This is a genomic window from Gemmata obscuriglobus, assembly GCF_008065095.1.
Taxonomy (GTDB): Bacteria; Planctomycetota; Planctomycetia; order Gemmatales; family Gemmataceae; genus Gemmata; species Gemmata obscuriglobus.
On sequence record NZ_CP042911.1, the window covers coordinates 6,195,038 to 6,210,889 of the forward strand.

The 15,852-nt window shown below is 65.5% G+C and carries 14 protein-coding genes; 6 read left to right on the forward strand and 8 right to left on the reverse strand.

What is annotated here, in order from left to right:
• Positions 1–47: 47 nt before the first annotated feature.
• The 5 genes from GobsT_RS25950 to GobsT_RS25970 all read right to left on the reverse strand — a co-directional run bounded on the left by GobsT_RS25950 (position 48) and on the right by GobsT_RS25970 (position 6,069).
• Positions 48–1,631: a DHA2 family efflux MFS transporter permease subunit gene (locus GobsT_RS25950; protein ID WP_010035744.1), complete on the reverse strand. Its 1,584-nt coding sequence runs from the start codon at positions 1,629–1,631 to the stop codon at positions 48–50.
• Positions 1,628–2,980: an HlyD family secretion protein gene (locus tag GobsT_RS25955; protein ID WP_010035742.1), complete on the reverse strand. Its 1,353-nt coding sequence runs from the start codon at positions 2,978–2,980 to the stop codon at positions 1,628–1,630. Before GobsT_RS25955 ends, GobsT_RS25950 begins: the two co-directional genes overlap by 4 nt.
• Before the next feature lie 567 nt (positions 2,981–3,547).
• Positions 3,548–4,444 (reverse strand): type II secretion system protein, encoded by an 897-nt coding sequence (locus GobsT_RS25960; protein WP_010035740.1) that lies wholly within the window; start codon positions 4,442–4,444, stop codon positions 3,548–3,550.
• 130 nt (positions 4,445–4,574) lie between these two features.
• Positions 4,575–5,465 carry a hypothetical protein gene (locus tag GobsT_RS25965; protein ID WP_197905230.1) on the reverse strand — a complete coding sequence of 297 codons (891 nt, stop codon included), beginning with the start codon at positions 5,463–5,465 and terminating at the stop codon, positions 4,575–4,577.
• Between the two features lie 199 nt (positions 5,466–5,664).
• Positions 5,665–6,069: a hypothetical protein gene (locus GobsT_RS25970; RefSeq protein ID WP_010035730.1), complete on the reverse strand. Its 405-nt coding sequence runs from the start codon at positions 6,067–6,069 to the stop codon at positions 5,665–5,667.
• 574 nt (positions 6,070–6,643) lie between these two features.
• Here GobsT_RS25970 and GobsT_RS25975 point away from each other — a divergent pair.
• The 4 genes from GobsT_RS25975 to GobsT_RS25990 all read left to right on the forward strand — a co-directional run bounded on the left by GobsT_RS25975 (position 6,644) and on the right by GobsT_RS25990 (position 10,943).
• Positions 6,644–7,738, forward strand: coding sequence for a WD40 repeat domain-containing protein (locus GobsT_RS25975; protein WP_010035725.1), 1,095 nt, complete (start codon positions 6,644–6,646; stop codon positions 7,736–7,738).
• 1,105 nt (positions 7,739–8,843) lie between these two features.
• Complete coding sequence (locus GobsT_RS25980) at positions 8,844–9,224, forward strand: hypothetical protein (protein WP_010035721.1); 381 nt, start codon at positions 8,844–8,846, stop codon at positions 9,222–9,224.
• Positions 9,225–9,312: 88 nt separating this feature from the next.
• Entirely contained in the window at positions 9,313–10,473 is a 1,161-nt protein-coding gene (locus GobsT_RS25985; RefSeq protein WP_010035719.1) for a hypothetical protein, read from the forward strand.
• 98 nt (positions 10,474–10,571) lie between these two features.
• Entirely contained in the window at positions 10,572–10,943 is a 372-nt protein-coding gene (locus GobsT_RS25990; protein WP_010035717.1) for a DUF2171 domain-containing protein, read from the forward strand.
• Positions 10,944–11,592: 649 nt separating this feature from the next.
• Here the strand turns inward: GobsT_RS25990 and GobsT_RS25995 are convergent.
• A complete protein-coding gene (locus tag GobsT_RS25995; RefSeq protein ID WP_010035712.1) occupies positions 11,593–12,408 on the reverse strand; it encodes a CE1 family esterase in 816 nt (271 codons plus the stop codon).
• 130 nt (positions 12,409–12,538) lie between these two features.
• Here GobsT_RS25995 and GobsT_RS26000 point away from each other — a divergent pair, with 130 nt between their 5' ends.
• Complete coding sequence (locus tag GobsT_RS26000) at positions 12,539–13,093, forward strand: RNA polymerase sigma factor (protein ID WP_162542129.1); 555 nt, start codon at positions 12,539–12,541, stop codon at positions 13,091–13,093.
• Between the two features lie 170 nt (positions 13,094–13,263).
• Positions 13,264–14,112 carry a hypothetical protein gene (locus tag GobsT_RS26005; protein ID WP_010035708.1) on the forward strand — a complete coding sequence of 283 codons (849 nt, stop codon included), beginning with the start codon at positions 13,264–13,266 and terminating at the stop codon, positions 14,110–14,112.
• Positions 14,113–14,154: 42 nt separating this feature from the next.
• Here the strand turns inward: GobsT_RS26005 and GobsT_RS26010 are convergent, their stop codons facing one another.
• Together GobsT_RS26010 and GobsT_RS26015 are read right to left on the reverse strand one after the other, a co-directional pair.
• Entirely contained in the window at positions 14,155–14,772 is a 618-nt protein-coding gene (locus tag GobsT_RS26010; RefSeq protein ID WP_010035705.1) for a lipid-binding SYLF domain-containing protein, read from the reverse strand.
• A 177-nt stretch (positions 14,773–14,949) separates the two neighbouring features.
• A complete protein-coding gene (locus GobsT_RS26015) occupies positions 14,950–15,723 on the reverse strand; it encodes a lipid-binding SYLF domain-containing protein (protein ID WP_010035704.1) in 774 nt (257 codons plus the stop codon).
• Between the last annotated feature and the right edge of the window lie 129 nt (positions 15,724–15,852).

Below are 15,852 nucleotides of genomic sequence, written 5' to 3' on the forward strand. Positions count from 1 at the left end.
TGGCTGAACAGAATCACGGCTGTGGAACGTCGGAACCGGATGTGGGCTCACTCGGCCGCAAGGTGCGCGCCCTTCTCGGCAACGGAGCGGCGCATCAGCAGTGCGAGCCCGATCAGCGCGACGGCGACCACCGCGAACACCCAGAACACGTCGAAGTACGCCAGCGACAGCGCCTGCTGTTGGCGGAGGTTCTCGACGAGCTGGTAGCTCACGGCGTCCGCGCCGGCCGAATCGCCCGTGAGCGGTTGGAGGCTCGACCGCAGCCCCGTCAGGAAGTCCCGGAGGTTCGGGTTCAGCGGGTCCAGGTAGTCGTTCAGGTGCTCCAGGTGGAACTGCACCCGCCGCTCCCGGATCGTCTGGGCCAGCGACGTGCCCACGCTCCCGCCCTCGTTCCGAACCAAGCTGAACAGCCCGACCGCCGCCCCGCGCAGGTGCAGTGGGATGTTCTGGTACACGGCCACGTTCAGCGGGGTGACCAGCAGCGCCAGCCCGGCGATCGTAATGACCCGCGGCCACACCACGTCCCACGGCCCGATGTCCAGGTTCATCCGGCTCAGCCAGTAGTTCCCGGCCGCCATGAGCGTGAGGCCGGTCACCACCAGCAACCGCGCGTCGGTCCCGCGGCCGAGGAGGAACGCCACGATCGGCAACAGGGCGATGGCCGCCACGCCCGCCGGCGACAGGACCAGCCCCGAGTGCGTGGCGTCGTACCCGAACAGGGTCTGGAGCAGCGCGGGCAGCGAGTTCGTTTGGCCGTACAGGACGGCGTACGCGCACCCGATGGCGACCGCCCCGACCGCGAAGTTGCGGTCCGCCAGCGGGCGGAAATCGACGAGCGGGTGCGGACGGCGCAGCTCCCACACCACCAGCCCCGCCAGCCCCGCGAGGAACAGGGCGCTTAGCACCTGGACCCGGTAGAACGGGTCGCCGAACCAGTCCCACTCCTGCCCCTTACTGAGCACGACCTCCCAGCTCGCCATCACGACCACCAGCAGGCCCAGGCCGATCCCGTCGAACCCCGACCGATGTTTCCGCCCCTCCGCGCGCTGCTCGATCAGGTACGGCGGGTCTTCAACCAATGCGGCACACGCGGCCAGCGCGAGGAGCCCGACGGGAACGTTGATGAAGAAGATCCAGCGCCACGAATAGTTGTCGGTGATGTACCCGCCGAGCGTCGGGCCGATCACCGGGGCCACCAGGGCGGCGATCGCGAAGACGGTCAGCCCCTGCCCCTGCTTCTCTTTCGGGAACGCATCGAGCAGGATGCCCTGCGTGCCCGGCTGCAACCCGCCGCCGAACAGCCCCTGTAAGATCCGGCACAGCACCAGTTGATCGAGGCTCGTCGCCAGCCCGCACAGCAGCGAGCTGAGGGTGAACCCGGCCACCGAAGTGAGGAAGTAGTTGCGCCGGCCGAACCGGGCCATCAGCCACCCCGACATCGGCAGGACGATCGCGTTCGCCGCCAGGTAGCTGGTAATCACCCACTCGCTGTCCACCTCGGCCGCGGACAGCCCGCCGGCCATGTACCGCAACGCGACGTTGGCGATGGTGGTGTCAAGCACCTCCATGAACGTCGGGATCACGACCGCCACCGCCACGAACCAGTGGTTCACCTTCCGCGGCGCACTCATGGCCGTGCCCCCGCCGCTTGCAGCCGCTTGCCCGCGTTCGGCCCCGTCGGCGCTTCCTTGACGTACACGTGGGGCGTGACCGACAGCCCGGCGTACAGCGTGTCGCCTTCCGGGTCGTAGTCTTCCAGCTCGACCCGGACCGGGAGCCGCTGCACGACCTTGACGAAGTTGCCGGTCGCGTTCTGCGCCGGCAGCAGGGCGAGCGTCGAGCCGGTCCCGTAGGTGAACCCGGTGACCCGCCCCCGGAACACACGCCGGCTCCCGTAGGCGTCGGCGAACACCTCCACCCGCTGGCCGATCCGGAGTTCCGCGAGCTGGGTCTCTTTGAAGTTGGCGTCGATCCAGATTTCGGTGAGCGACCGCACCGCCATCAACTGCTGACCGGCCTGCACGTTGTTCCCCGGGTTCACGTTCCGCCGGGTCACCACGCCATCGATTTCAGCCAGCACCCGGCAGTACCGCCGGTTGAGTTCGGCCTGATCGAGGTCACGCCGGGCCTGGAGCACCTTCGCTTCGGCTTGCTTCACCGCCGGCGCCTCGGGAACCAGCGCGGCGAAGATCCGGTCCACGTCCCCCTTCGCGTCCCGCGCGCGGAACTCCTCGATCACTTGCGTCGGCGTCGCCTCGGACTTCGAGAGCGGGAGCCCCACCTGCGCGGCGATGTGGGTCATGTCGGCCACCGCCTGCCGGACGGTCGAGAACGTCTGGTTCAGACCGGCCGGAACGTCGGTCAGCGCCCCGCCGTTCGGGGGCAGCGGGGGGAGCCCGAGACCGACCCGGACCTCGTACACCTCCTGCGTCGCCTGCTTGACCTGCGCCTCCGCCACCCCGACGGCCTCGACCGCGGCGTCGTACACCTGCTTGCTCTCCGCCCCGCGGGCGAGCGTCTCCTTGAACCGGGCGAGGTCCGATTTCGCGCGTGCGAGGGTCGCATCTTTGCTGCGGAGCGCGGCCACTCGGGCGTTCAGCAGGGCGATTTGGTTGTCAACCTGTTCGATCGCCGTCTGGAGTTTCCACCGCTGACTCCGGAGCTGGGCCAGTTGGCCCCGCACCTCGGACTCGGTCGCCCGTTTATCGGCCTCGGCCGCCGCGAGCGCGGCCTGCTTGATGTTGACCTGGACCTGATACGGTTCCGGGTCCAGTTCAACGAGAACGTCCCCGGCTTTGACCCGGGCGTTGTCGTCCACCAGAACCCGGAGTACCTGCCCGGGCACGCGCGGGGCGACGAACGTCACGTGCCCGTTCACGTAGGCGTCGTCGGTGGAAACCGTGTCCATCGCCGCGCGAACGGCCGGAACGGCGAACACGACCGCGGCCACCAGAGCCGCGAGAACCACGACGCCGAGCACGACCCGTTTCCAGCCCCTCCGAGCCCCGGGTCCGCCCGGCCCCGAGGCGGCCCCTCCGGCCGCCGCGATCGGGGAACCGTTTGATCCGCTCTCCGGAGATCCGGCACTTGCACTCATGACTGCCTCATGGGATCGGACACCACGCCAACCGCCCGACCGGATGTCACGTGCGCGTTCACCGACGGCGTTCCCAGCCCGTTGTAGGTCCGGAGCGACCGTTTGTGAACCACACGTGGTACCGGCAGAAGCACCACACGCAATCGCAACCGCATTGTGTGAAACGACCTACAGCCGATGCATCACGTGGTAACGAGACGATCCATTAGCAAGCCGCGCGCCATACCCGAAAAACAGCTTGAACGACAGCGAACCGAGGCTTAAACGTGAACTGATGGGCTTCCGGCGGTGGGTCGCTTCGTGCCAAAGTGGCACTTGCCGGACGACACAAGCACCCTGCGGCGCGGGCTTATGGAGAAAACGAAGCGGCCCCGGGTTCATCACCTGGAGTCGCTACCATGTCTGCTGAACGCCGACAACTTGATCCTGGCAAAGCAACAACCGAAAACGTCACCAATCGTTTCTCAGAACCTCGCCACCGGCAGGGGACACCAGACCCCAGAAGGTAGCGGCGTCGATACTGACGCGAAGCAGGTTCACGCTGCCGTCGAGCCGTGCGACCATCAGCCCTTCCGGCAGCAGCGCCTGCGGAACGCGGTAATCGCAATCGATCATCAGCGGCAGCACTTGAAACGTTTTGACGCCCAAGTCACCTCGTTTCGAAACGCCAGGGGGCATCGCATCCCCCATCGGATCATCGGCGAAGGAACTCGTGTGCAGAGAGATGTCTGGCGCCGTCCAGCAAGGTATGACCTTGCTGCCGCTGGGGAGCACGAACGTGTGGCAGATCGGGTTCGGCCCCCACGTGAACGGCGTTGAACCGCAGCGCGCGTAATGCGTGGTCATGGCAAGCGTTTGCGACGTGCCATCCGGTACGGACGCGGTCAGTGTCGCGCCGCGGTTAAAAACCATGTGATTGAAGGCATAACTCGAATCCCCCGACTGCTCTTGGTTATCACCGACCCAGCGGATGGGCGTGAACGGCGTGCCCCGAGAGTTTGAGAAACTCGGGTCGAACTCGCTCTGGATCTGAACGGGCCGCCACGGCTTCCCGTCGAGCGTCGCAGGCGGTTCGCCGAAGTTCCCCATCTCGAGATAAGGAATGAGTGACTGAAACAGTGACTCACCCTGGGACGGCGCGACCCCGAGGGTGTTTGGGAGTTGCCCGCCGTGCGCGTCGGCGAACGACTGGCAAGCCAAGGCGAACTGGCGAAATTTGTTCCCCTCGCGGATTCGCCCCGCGGCCTGCCGCACCTTTTGCACCGCAGGCAGCAAGAGGCCGATCAATGTCGCGATAATCAGCACCGCAATTATCAGCTCAATCAGCGTGAATCCGTTACGCTTCATTGCATCTGCCTCCTTGGCATCTCAGACCAGTCATCCGAAGCGAGTACCGCGCCGTAATTGAGCACGAAAACAAGCGGCGGAAGGGCCAGCAGCAGAAAGCCGGCTCGGCGCGCCCAGATGTCCGCAGTGCCTACCCCTTGTTCAGCACCAGGTCCACGACCCAGCACCCGCGCACGTGCGGCCCCGGCCCGCGGCAGTGGTTCAGGATGTCCGCGCGGTCGCACCCGGCGTCCTGGAGCGCGTCCGCCAGAATCGGCATCGCGGAGAAGTCGCGGGACTCGTACATGTCTGCGGCGATCGCAACGACGGTGCCGGTAAGCCACTGCGGGGCCAGAGCCGCCGTGCGGCCACGCAGGCCGAAAACGCATTCGACAAGCCGGGCGCATTCTTCGCGGGACCGTACCGCCTGCGCCAGCCGGAGCGCGGCGTGGGCTCCCGCCCAGGGAAACACCGACGCCATTATCAAGGCAACCCGAGCCTCCGCCTGGGACGAGGCGAACTGATGCACGCCGTGCGCGTCAATCGCTGACTTGGCCACCGGACCCAGTGAAGCGTGCGGTTGCTCAGCGCGGGCCTCGGTCTCGACGAGCAGCGTGTCCGAGTCGTCGCCCGGCGTGCAACAGGCACAGCGGCAGCAAGCGACGGTGAAGAGTAACAGTTTCCGGTTAGTATGATTGGGCTGAACGCAGTCGAGCACGTCCAGTGGGTCAAGGCCGGCCAGCCGCTCCCGTTGGGCTTGTTCCGCCTGCGGGAGCAATTCCGGTCGCCGCTGCACAAGTGCCGCACGTCGGGCCTCGGCGTCCTCGTCCCCCGGCCGATCGCGTAACACGGCCTCGTAGGCTACGAGTGCGTCGTCCCACTGCCCGGCTCGCTCGGCACCCCACGCACGGGTGATCACATCGTCCCGTGTCGGCGTCAAGAGTCGGTAGCGCACGGCAAAGGGGCGAACCAGACACCACAACCACCACCCGGCTGAGTACACAGTGCAGGCGACGACCAGACCGACAAACATCAGCGCCATCAGAGTAGCCCCGCCCACGCCCCGCCCTCCTCTCGCCGTCGGCACGATTGGCCCGCGCCAACTCCCGCTCCCAGCAAAGCCGTTACCCCACTCAACGCCGCCTTCACTTCCCTTCCTTGCTCCCAGCTTGTCGCGGCTCCCAATGGCGTGCGGCCCTGCCGAGTCCTGAAATGTGTCGCCTGGGTTCCGCGGTGGCGGGTCACACCGTCGAGACAACCAGCCGGATGGCTTCCTTCTCGGGAATGCCCGCGACCTCGGCCACAACGGGGTAGAGTTGGAGGACATCCCACCCGGTAGCACCCCGCAGGAACTTCACAGCTTCTTGAAGGTCCATTCCGCTGCCGAGCGCAGTACGCAAGGCGATCTTGACTTCATCACGAAACGGACCGGTCGGCACGTCTTGGACGCGCTCAGCCAACCTGCGCCAGCCCAGCCCGCGCAGAATCGGAGTGGCCACGCCACTCAAACCAACCACGAGCAACGCGGCCAGCATCAGCCACGGGTTCGGCGATGGGGCGACGACAGCGCTCAGGAACACCCCACCGCACAGGCCCCGAACGTAAAGCAGTCTCGCGCCCCAACTTGTCAGGTCGCTCGGGTTCATGCCCGTCTCCGCTTCGACAAGGACTCGCAATCAGCATGACCGATCAAAACCCGCTCGCCAAGGCCCAATTAATTCGTTCGCCCTTGCGAACGACAAACACCCCGGACATCTTGTGCGGTTTCGCTTTGTTAATCGGTTCGCAACCGGGAGCTGACGCCGGTCGAACCCGCTGCCGCTCGGTGCGACCAACACGGGTTTACAACTCCCATACACGAGGTTCACGTTGCCCGTGGAACCGTTGCTGTGGGGGCGCTTACGCGGCCCGGCGGGAGGCGGGTCGGGGCATCGGCAGCAGGTTGGTCGAGGGGTCGATCAAGCAATTCGTCAACCGGCGGCTGAAGCAGACCGGTGCGCGGTGGAAGGTGCGACGCGTCGGCCCCTTGGTGGAACTCGCCGCGTTGATTGAGACGCCGGATCGGAACGCCCTCCGGGGCACCGCCTAATTCGCGTGCCAAAGTCCGAGTGCCAAAACCTGCGGGGGCACAGGGGCACCCGGGGATATTTGGCGGTTGCCTCGGTCCGTTAAGTCGCACACAATGGCAGCCCCACCTGACCCCTTTCGAGGCGCTGCTTTATGCTCCGCGTTCGCGTCGCACTATTTCTTTTCGGACTCATCAGCGTTCTGCCGCCCGTCGCGGCACAGCCGGCGCCTGTGAGAGCACACACCGCACTCGTCCACGCCGTCACGGTGTCGCCCGATGGCAAGACGCTCGCCACCGCCGGGTTCGACAACGTCGTCAAGCTCTGGGGCGTTGGCCCCGACGGCACGCTGACGGAACGCAAGGTTGCGCTCACCGGGCACGTCGGGCCAGTGTACGCCGTCGCTTTTCACCCCACCGACACCAAACTCGTTGCAACCGCCAGCCAGGACAAGACCGCCAAGATCTGGGACCTCACCGACGGAAAGTCCAAGGTCGAGTTAAAGGGGCACACCGACATCGTGGACGCTGTCGCGTTCAGCCCGGACGGCAAGACCCTCGCCACGGCCGGTGCGGACAAGACCGTCCGGCTGTGGAACCCGACCGACGGCAAGGAACTCAAGAACCTCGGCGCCCACGACGGCTCGGTGTACAGCCTCGCGTTCAGCCCGGATGGAAAGCTGCTCGCGTCTGCCGGGGCCGGGAAAGATAACCTCGTAAAGGTGTGGGACGTCAAAGGGCAGAAGGAGTTCACGCAACTAAAGGGGCACGAGCAACCGGTCACCGCGGTCACGTTCGCAGGTAACGACGTGATCGTCACCGCGTCGATGGACCGCACCATCCGGACCTGGAGCACGAAAGACGTTGCGGAACCGAAGAAGGATGTGCCTGAACCCAAGAAAGACACCAAGGAGCTGAAGAAAGACGGAAAGGACAAGAAAGATACCAAGGAGCCGAAGGACGCCAAGGAGCCGAAAGAAGTGAAGGAGTACAAGGACCCGAAAGAGCTGAAGAAGTTCGGGCCGACCGCAGACGACCCCTACGCCATTGCATGGTCGGAGAAGACGAAGACGCTGGCGGTGTGCGGCTACTCGGGACAGATTACGCTGTGGGGACTCAATTCGGACAAGCCGACTCTGACGAAGGCGATCAAGTCGCCCGGGTACTGCATCGCGTTTACCGCAGACGGAACGGGAGTGTTCACCGGCCACGACAACGGAACCGTTGCGTTTACTCCCACCGGGAAATAGGCGGTGGCGGCGGTTCGACCGCGCGGGGCGCGGTCGGAACGGGTTGCGGGAGCGGTTCGCGTGCGAACCACACGGCACGGCTCCCGCGCAGGAGTGGGTCGTTCGCGTAGGGTTTCGTGGCGAACCCACACCCGGTGGTCACGAGCCCGGCGCAGAGCGCGGCGAAGCGCACGGCTGATCGCATTCAAGAACCCCGCGCTGGTACCTCTTCATGTATCGGCGTGCGAGGTTGCGGCAATTGAATCGGACTCTTGAAGCGGTCGCCCCTGCTCCGGCTCTCACCGTGCGCGTCGGTTTGGATTTAACCCCAATACCGTTCGTCGAAGCCTCGCTCCAGGGGGGCGATGGCGATCGTGTAACGAGTTACGTCACGAAAACGGGCCTCGCCGCCCCCTTCGACGAACGGTATTGGGGTTAATACTACTCCGTCACCTCGCCACAAATTCTTATTTTACAACGCTTTACGCACACGCCCCAGAGCACATCTCGATGAGACATTTTTTAGAATATGGACTTGAGTCGGATGAAATGCTCACTGCCCCAGCGGAATGTTTGCTGCTCTCGTGAACGGACTCACCAGAATCGCTGGGATTTGAACCCATTGCGAGGTCACGGACCTGTAGGTATAGATCGCCATAAATCGCGACAATTTAATTAGTTGCGGCGAAGTAACGGAGTGGTACTAGGACCCTCGCAGAGTATGAGCAGCACTTGGTCGGGCAACTCTGCACTGGTGATCGTGTACCAGGTGCTGCGCCAGCGTATGCCCTATCGGGAACTCGGACCCGACTACTACGACCGACTCCAACCCGAAAGGCGAACCCGCAACCTGGTTCAGCGACTGGGGCAACTCGGGCACAAGGTGGCACTGGAAACCCGACCGACTCCAGACCAGAACACGCCACGCAACCGGACACGCCACGCAACCGGGGTAATTTTCAGAGCAGTACAGTCTATCCCGCCGTGCAACGAACGTAGGCCACCACCCAACTCTTCAGGTTCTCGGGAGGTCACGCCACGGTTTGCAGTAGGCCTTGCGGTCCTCGGGGCACGGGATAGGAAAAGCGCGGGGCGATTTCGCCGCAACTCTCGTGCGGGGCGAGTCATGAGCACACCGCGTTTCACGGCCGAGGAACTCGACCGCCTTCGAGCACTGGCGGCGGAGTGGGGCAAAATCGTTTCCAAGCGGGCGTTCGGGGACGACGGGCCGGGATTGGACGTGGACTTCCGGACGATGGAGCAGATCGCCACCGCGGCGGCACAAGGGCTCACCGAAGGTGCCCTCCAGCAGATGCTCCACCAGCAGGCCCGGAAGGTGCCCGAACAGGTTCCGTGTCCGGTGTGTGGCGAGCCGTGCCCGACCCGACCACACACCCGCACCCTGGCGGCCCAAGGGGCCACGGTTCAACAGGCCGAACGGATCGCCCATTGTCCCGCCTGCCGGCGGGACTTTTTCCCCCCTGCGGCTGGCCCTCGGGCTGGATGAGCACGGGTACAGTTCCTCGGTCGTTCAACGCATCGTCACGGCCGCCGCCCGGTTCTCCTCGTTCCGGGATGCCGCCGAGGCGGTGCGGATGACCGGGGTCACGATCAGCGACAACCAGGTGCGCCGACTGGCTCACGAGGTCGGGCACGAGTTGATCGCGCGGCGCGATCGGAAGGCGGTCGAGCACCGGCGCCGCCAGTTAGAGCCGCGGACCGCGGTGGTGCCCGTGGCCGTGGTGGTCGAGGTCGATGGGGGGCGCATCCGCACCCGCGCCGCGGGCGCCGGCCCGGGTGTTCACGAGGCCCAGAACAAGGAGGACAAGGTGGCGTGCCTGGCCACCCTGAGTGGCCCCACGTTCGCCACGGACCCGTGCCCCGAGCCGCCCGAGTCGTTCCGCTGCCCGCGCCGGGTGCGGCGCCTGGTGCAGCAGATGAAGGGCCCGGCGGGCGAGGTCGCGCCCCCGGAAACCGTGGACGAATCGACGCCCCCGGTGCCGGCCGGGGAACCCGAAGGGGCCGAGCGGTGGTCCCCGACGCGGTTGGTGCGGACGTGCGTGGCGAGCCTGGAGGGGAGTACCGCGTTCGGCCCGATGATGGCCGCCGAGGCCCAGGAGCGGCGCTTCTATGAGGCCCCGCGTCGGGCGTTCGTAGCCGACGGTCAGGCGTACAACTGGACCATCTGGCGCGGGTACTTTGGTGCGTTCGAGCCGATCGTGGATTTCCTGCACGCGGTGTGTTACGTGTTCTCGTCGGCCGCGGCCGTGAGCCCCGATGAGGCGTCGGGTTGGTCCCAATACGTGGCCTGGATGCGCGCGTGCTGGCAGGGTCGCGTTGGAGAAGTGCTCACCGAACTGGATCAGTGGCAGGCGCGGCTGGGTGAGCCCCCACCGGGTGAGGCGGCGACGGCCGAGGAGCGCCGGGACCCGCGCCGGGTGGTGGCGCACGCGCGGACCTACTTGGGGAACAATCGGGATCGCATGGCGTACCCGCGATACCGGCGCAACGGGCTACCGACGACGAGTAGCTTGGTCGAGTCACTGGTGGGCGAGATCAACGCCCGGGTGAAGAGCACACAGAAGCATTGGACCCGGCCCGACGGTGCCGAATCGATCCTGCAACTGCGGGCCGCCGTGCTGAGCCAAGACGACCGGCTCCCACGGTTCTTCGCCGAACGGCCGGGCTCCTCGTTCCGCAAACGAGATACACTCTGCCACAAATCAGAGGGTGCCACAGCACAAACCGTGGCGTGACCTCGGTTCTCGGCACGTTGGTTGCTTTTGTGTGCCACGTCGCGGCGCCCGCCGCGCCCAGGCAGGTACGCTGCCTTCAACCGACGAGGAATGGCACCATGTCCCATACCACCGATAAGCTGAAAGACGCCGGCCAGCGCATCGCGGACAACGTCGCCCACGCGGCCGACTGGGTCAAGGAAAAGACGGGCGTCGGTCCGGGCCGCGCCGAAGGTTCCGACGCCGGGGTCGCGGGCATCCGCGCGCACATGGACGTGATCGCATCGTGCGGTAAGAAGATCGGCGTCGTCGATCACCTTGATGGCAACGTGATCAAGCTCACGAAAGACAGCTTCGGCGATGACCAGCACCATTACGTTCCCACGTCGATGGTCGACCACGTGGACCGGCACGTCCACCTGAACAAGAATTCGGAAGAGGCCGCGCAGTGGTGTTCCACGGACGCCTCGACCTGCGGGCTCGTAGGATAGTACCCTCCGACTCATAACCGCAACGCCCCCGGCGACCGCATCGCCGGGGGCGTTGCGGTTTTACGGTTGCTTCCGCGACCGAGAAAAATGCGGACCCGCCGCCCACCGTACCGGAGTACTTACCGAACCCGGTATGGAGCGAGCATGAACCGCATTCCGATTTCTTCCCCCCGAACGACCCGCGCGCCGGCCGTCGGCTGGCTTCGCGCCCTCCTCCCGGCGAGCGAGTGGGACACACGCTCCGACGCCGAGTTGCTCGACCGATTCGTGCGCTACACCGTGCTTCCGGCGTTTGAGGCGCTGTTACGCCGGCACGGTCCGCTGGTTTGGGGCGTTTACCGGCTGGGCCTTGCCCACGCGCCAGATGTGGACAACACTTTAGCCGGGAAATGCAAACGGTTACGGAGTGTATGAGTTAGCGTACGACACCCTCCGCATCTCGTACCGGGTGTCCGCACCGCGGTCGCTACGAACGCTCGAGTTCAAAGCCGGGGTTGAGGAAGCGCTGGCCGGGAGCGATGCGGCGCAGCTCGGCCGCCGTCAGACCGCCGGCTCGCTCCTTGAGCTCAAACGAGCGGAATCGCCCTGATGGCAGCCCAATCGTCAACATCAGGCACCAATCCGGGCGCCACATCTGGTGAAACCCGGATCACTTCCTCGTTTGAAGTTTCAGGAACTCCACGATCCGCTCGGGCGCGCCCGCGGGGACGTTGTGCGCGCCGGGGTGAATGAACGTCACCACCGGCGGCCCGTTCGTCGAGGTGTACTGCGTGCAGTATCTACCGGCCTCCTTGCCCTTCTCGTCGCACTTGTTGAGCTTTCGGAGTTGGTCCATCGTCTTTTCCTGCGTCGCGAACGGCACGATCTTGTCCTTCTCGCCCGCGACGTGCAGTACCGGTAGCGGCTTCATGTTCATCGCGTCCCTCGGGTTGATCGCACCCGCAACCGGCGCGGCGGCGGCCAACTTGTCGTGCCGCGCCGCACACAGCACGTATGTGAAAAAGCCGCCGTTCGAGTGCCCCGTCGAGTACACTCGCTTCTCGTCGATGCTCTCCTCCGCCACCAGTGACTTCAGCATGGCATCGAAGAACTCCAGGTCGCGGTCCTTTTGATCACCGACGAACTTCTGCCAGCCCGGCAACCGGCCCATCGGATCGAGTACCGGTACAGCGGTGGGTAGCCCCTGCGGGTAGACACACACCGCCTCGGGCCAGTGTTTGTGAATGGCGAACGACCGGGCCGAAAGTTCGGACTTACCGCCGTGCCCGTGGAACACGAACACCAACGGCCGCTTCGTGCCGGTGACCGCCGGTGCGTACACCAGCGCCTCGCGCGTCACGTCGCCCACCTTCCACGTTCGCGATTTGAGCCGGCCGTTGTCCGCTTTGCCCTCCGGTTGGGCCGCAAACGAACCTGTAACCAACCCGACGAGGGTGAACGTCATCACAGCCGAGCGCAGAAACATGCGCGACACCTCAGAGGTAATGGCAACCGACGGCACCCGAAGAACCCACGGACTCGGCGTCGGTTACATGGGGCAAACGGTTTCACTCGGCCGCGCCAGTAGGATGCACGGCAACGATCAGGAACGGCGGATGCTGACCAACGACCAGCGCGAGCGGATCGGAGCGTGGGTAACCGCAGTCGGCCCCCGCGCGGTCGCGTACGCGCGGTCGCTCGTTCGCGACCCGTCGCGCGCGGAGGACGTGGTTCAAGAGTGCTTCTACCGCCTCCTGCGCCGGGCGAACGAATACGACCTTGAGCGCGACGGCATCAAGTTGTTACTCAAAGCGATATCCAACCTGTGCATCAACCAAGCGACGCGCGAAAAGGCTTTGCTGAGTCTGGATTCCTCAACCGACCCGGACGACGGACCGGTCACCCTCTCCGACCCGGCGGCACTCAGCCCCGAACGGATCGCCCAGCACCGCGAGCTTCAGGACGCCGTTCGGGACGGGCTCCAGACGCTTCCGCCGCTCCAGCGGGCCGCCGTCGAGTTGCGGGCGCTGGGGATGTCGAAGGACGAGATCGCCGACGCGCTGGGCGTGTCCGCGACCAACGCCGGTGTGCTCGTGTACCGCGGGCGCCAGTTGTTGGCCCGCGCGCTCGAGCCGCACCTCAGAGGTGAGGTTCCGCAGGAAAACGTGTAACTCACCCTAGTAGAGTGGGTTGTTACACTCAACCGCCGCTGACGGAGCGGACAACTTACCGAGACGCGGTTATGCCCCCTCCCGGCTCGTTTCCTGAACCCGAACCCGGAATCGACGCCAGCGTGCGCGCGCAACTCGACGCCGAAGCAGCTCGTTCCGATGGTCGGATCATGGCTGAAAGCGTTCTCGCCCGACTCGACGCCGGCGCCGAACCGCGCCAGCGCCGTCGGCCGGGTTGGAAATCGGCTGCGGGGCTGATCGCGATCGGGGCGATGGCCGCGGCGGTCGTGGTCGCAGTGTTCGCCCTGTCCGGACCGCGCGAGGTTGCGGCGGCTCCCACGCCAGAGGCAGCGATTCGGGACGCCCGGGTCGCCTACACGCGAAACGCTACCCGCTGCTACCGGGTGACGATTGACGCCCGAGGCCGGGAAGTTTTTCCGCTGCTCGCGCAGGAGGCGGAGCGCACGCTCTGCACCCGCGGGGACCGGTTCGTGGTCGAGCCCGGGTTCGGCGGAAAGGGCGCCTGGGGGAGCGACGGGGCCGGCCGCGTGTGGGTCGCACCGACCCTCGACGGCGCGGCGGCGTTCACCGAGGTTGAACTGCCACAGGGGCTCCGGAACGTCGTGAAAATTCATGAGCTCGAGCCCGACACGCTCCTCGATGAGGTACTCGCATCGTTCGAGATGGACTGGTCCGAACCGCCCACTGCCAGCACCCAAACCTACTCCGTCGAGGCCACCCGTCGCGGTGAAGCACCTCCACTGCAACTCGCGTCGGCTCGACTCGTGATCGACAAAATCAACAAGACCGTGCGGTCGCTCGAACTGAAACGTCGCGGCCTCACGAACGGATACGCGACGCTCACGTTCGCACTGACCGGAGCCGTTGAGAGGGACGACGCGGCGTTCACTCCGGAGGGTCACATCCGGCGCGGTGCTCCGGTTTACGGTCGGAGTAAACCGCTCCTCCGCCACCGGCTCTTGCGCCAACACCTCGGCGATGCCCTGCTTGGGGGGTGAGTTGTTGGGACTACGAACCATGTCACGCACCCGAGGCCGCCATTACCGCTTGCGCCGCTTCATCATCGCGAGCCACGCGCCGAGCGCCGCGAACCCGCCCATAAACACCTCGCGCTGCTCGACGATTCGCACCCAGTCGATCTCGATCGGCACTTTCACTTCTGGGACAGCCTTTGGCGTCGCCAGTTCGGTCAACTTCGCTTTCAGCTCCACCGTCCGCTTACGGTCCGGCGTGCCGGCAAAAGGGCCACCTTTGCGAAGCACCGCGCCGCCGAGCGAAACCGGTGCGAATGCACTTCCGCGGCCGGCATACGCGGTGACTTCAGGGTCGAGCCGACCATCGCCGTTCGCAACGCGTTCGACGCCCCGGCGGGTGCGGAAGATCAAAACGTAGTCCGGTGTCTCGCGCGTGCCGGTCGGCGGAGCGTCTCGCAGCACAACAAACTCGGGTTCTCCCCACCCACTTTCACCCTTCACGAACAGTAAGCCCCGAGGGGTCGCGCCGTGCGCGGCCGGCACGAGAGCAATCGCCCGCGCATCGGCTAATGGCACCGACGGCGGGATCGAGTCGAGGATGTCCGCAGCGCCGAGAATGGTTTCTGCGGACGCGGGCGTGAGTGACAGGGCGGTGACAACAACGCACAGTGAGTAGCGGACCATGACAACCTCCGTGTCGTGGGTCGCTCTGAGAGTTGCACTTGTCGGGCCGAAAGCTGTGCCAGTTCGTGCGGTCTTGACGCCGCGCGAGGGAGTTTGGGCAAGGGTTAACAGCTACAAAAACAACGTGACCGGACCGGCGGAGACTTCCACCGGCCCGGTCACGTTATGCTGTTACGATTAAGGGCGCGGCGGCACAGGAGGCGCCGCCGGGGTCGGGATTGGAGTCGGGGCCGAGGACGGCGGCGTCGGAACGGGCGGCATCAGAACCGGCGCGCCCGGCTGGGCCGCAGGCACCGGCTTTTCGGTGCTCATCTCGACCAACTTCGCCTTCAAGCTATCAGCCAGTTTCAGCTCCGCTTCGCGCCCGGGTTGCCGGAACTGCATGTTGTTCCGGCGGTTGGCGTGAATGGTGGTACCGTCCAGCGACACGCCGGCGAACAGCCCGCGGCTCCGTGAGTACGACACGATCTCTGCTTCGAGTTTGGCATCGGTGGCCGCTGCCGCCATCCGCCCCACGGGACCGGCCGCCACGGACGCGTCAGCGCCAAGGGTCAGCTTCCCCTTGCCTTCAAGCAACCGGTCGAGAGTCTTGCGGTTGCGGAACACCAGCACAACGTCGGTGGACTCGACGCCGGCCTGGAACCCAACGCTCGCACCACCAAGGTCAACGAACACGGGATCGGACCAGTTCCCGTCTTTCTCTTTGACGAGCACAACGCCGTGCCCGCCGCGACCACCGACCACGAATCCGGCCTTGATCACACGGGGCACGATCACCACACCGTGCGCGTCAGCCAGCAACTTTGCCGGAATGCCTTTGAGAGGGATGCTGTTCAGGTCGGCGAGCACCTCCTCGGCGTGTTCGAGGGTCTTGGCGTTGCTCGGCGGTAGAGCCGCGACAGGAGCGACACACACAGCGACCGCACCGGCCGCAAGTAAGAACCGCATCATTGTTTCATCTCCTTCACCGGATCCAAACTTCCGACTGCGAAACTGTGATGCAATCACGGCGCCGCGAGGCGCAATTTGTTTCCCGGATTACACTTCGCAGTCGAAACATGCGCCGAATGTAGGAAATGC

Excerpts from the sequence above, each read along its gene's own strand:
- GobsT_RS26000 (WP_162542129.1), top strand. The coding sequence starts at position 12,539 with ATGCTGACCAACGACCAGCGCGAGCGGATCGGAGCGTGGGTAACCGCA.
- GobsT_RS26015 (WP_010035704.1), bottom strand. The coding sequence starts at position 15,723 with ATGATGCGGTTCTTACTTGCGGCCGGTGCGGTCGCTGTGTGTGTCGCT.
- GobsT_RS26010 (WP_010035705.1), bottom strand. The coding sequence starts at position 14,772 with ATGGTCCGCTACTCACTGTGCGTTGTTGTCACCGCCCTGTCACTCACG.
- GobsT_RS26005 (WP_010035708.1), top strand. The coding sequence starts at position 13,264 with ATGGCTGAAAGCGTTCTCGCCCGACTCGACGCCGGCGCCGAACCGCGC.
- GobsT_RS25995 (WP_010035712.1), bottom strand. The coding sequence starts at position 12,408 with ATGTTTCTGCGCTCGGCTGTGATGACGTTCACCCTCGTCGGGTTGGTT.
- GobsT_RS25975 (WP_010035725.1), top strand. The coding sequence starts at position 6,644 with ATGCTCCGCGTTCGCGTCGCACTATTTCTTTTCGGACTCATCAGCGTT.
- GobsT_RS25990 (WP_010035717.1), top strand. The coding sequence starts at position 10,572 with ATGTCCCATACCACCGATAAGCTGAAAGACGCCGGCCAGCGCATCGCG.
- GobsT_RS25985 (WP_010035719.1), top strand. The coding sequence starts at position 9,313 with ATGACCGGGGTCACGATCAGCGACAACCAGGTGCGCCGACTGGCTCAC.
- GobsT_RS25950 (WP_010035744.1), bottom strand. The coding sequence starts at position 1,631 with ATGAGTGCGCCGCGGAAGGTGAACCACTGGTTCGTGGCGGTGGCGGTC.
- GobsT_RS25980 (WP_010035721.1), top strand. The coding sequence starts at position 8,844 with ATGAGCACACCGCGTTTCACGGCCGAGGAACTCGACCGCCTTCGAGCA.
- GobsT_RS25960 (WP_010035740.1), bottom strand. The coding sequence starts at position 4,444 with ATGAAGCGTAACGGATTCACGCTGATTGAGCTGATAATTGCGGTGCTG.
- GobsT_RS25965 (WP_197905230.1), bottom strand. The coding sequence starts at position 5,465 with ATGGCGCTGATGTTTGTCGGTCTGGTCGTCGCCTGCACTGTGTACTCA.
- GobsT_RS25970 (WP_010035730.1), bottom strand. The coding sequence starts at position 6,069 with ATGAACCCGAGCGACCTGACAAGTTGGGGCGCGAGACTGCTTTACGTT.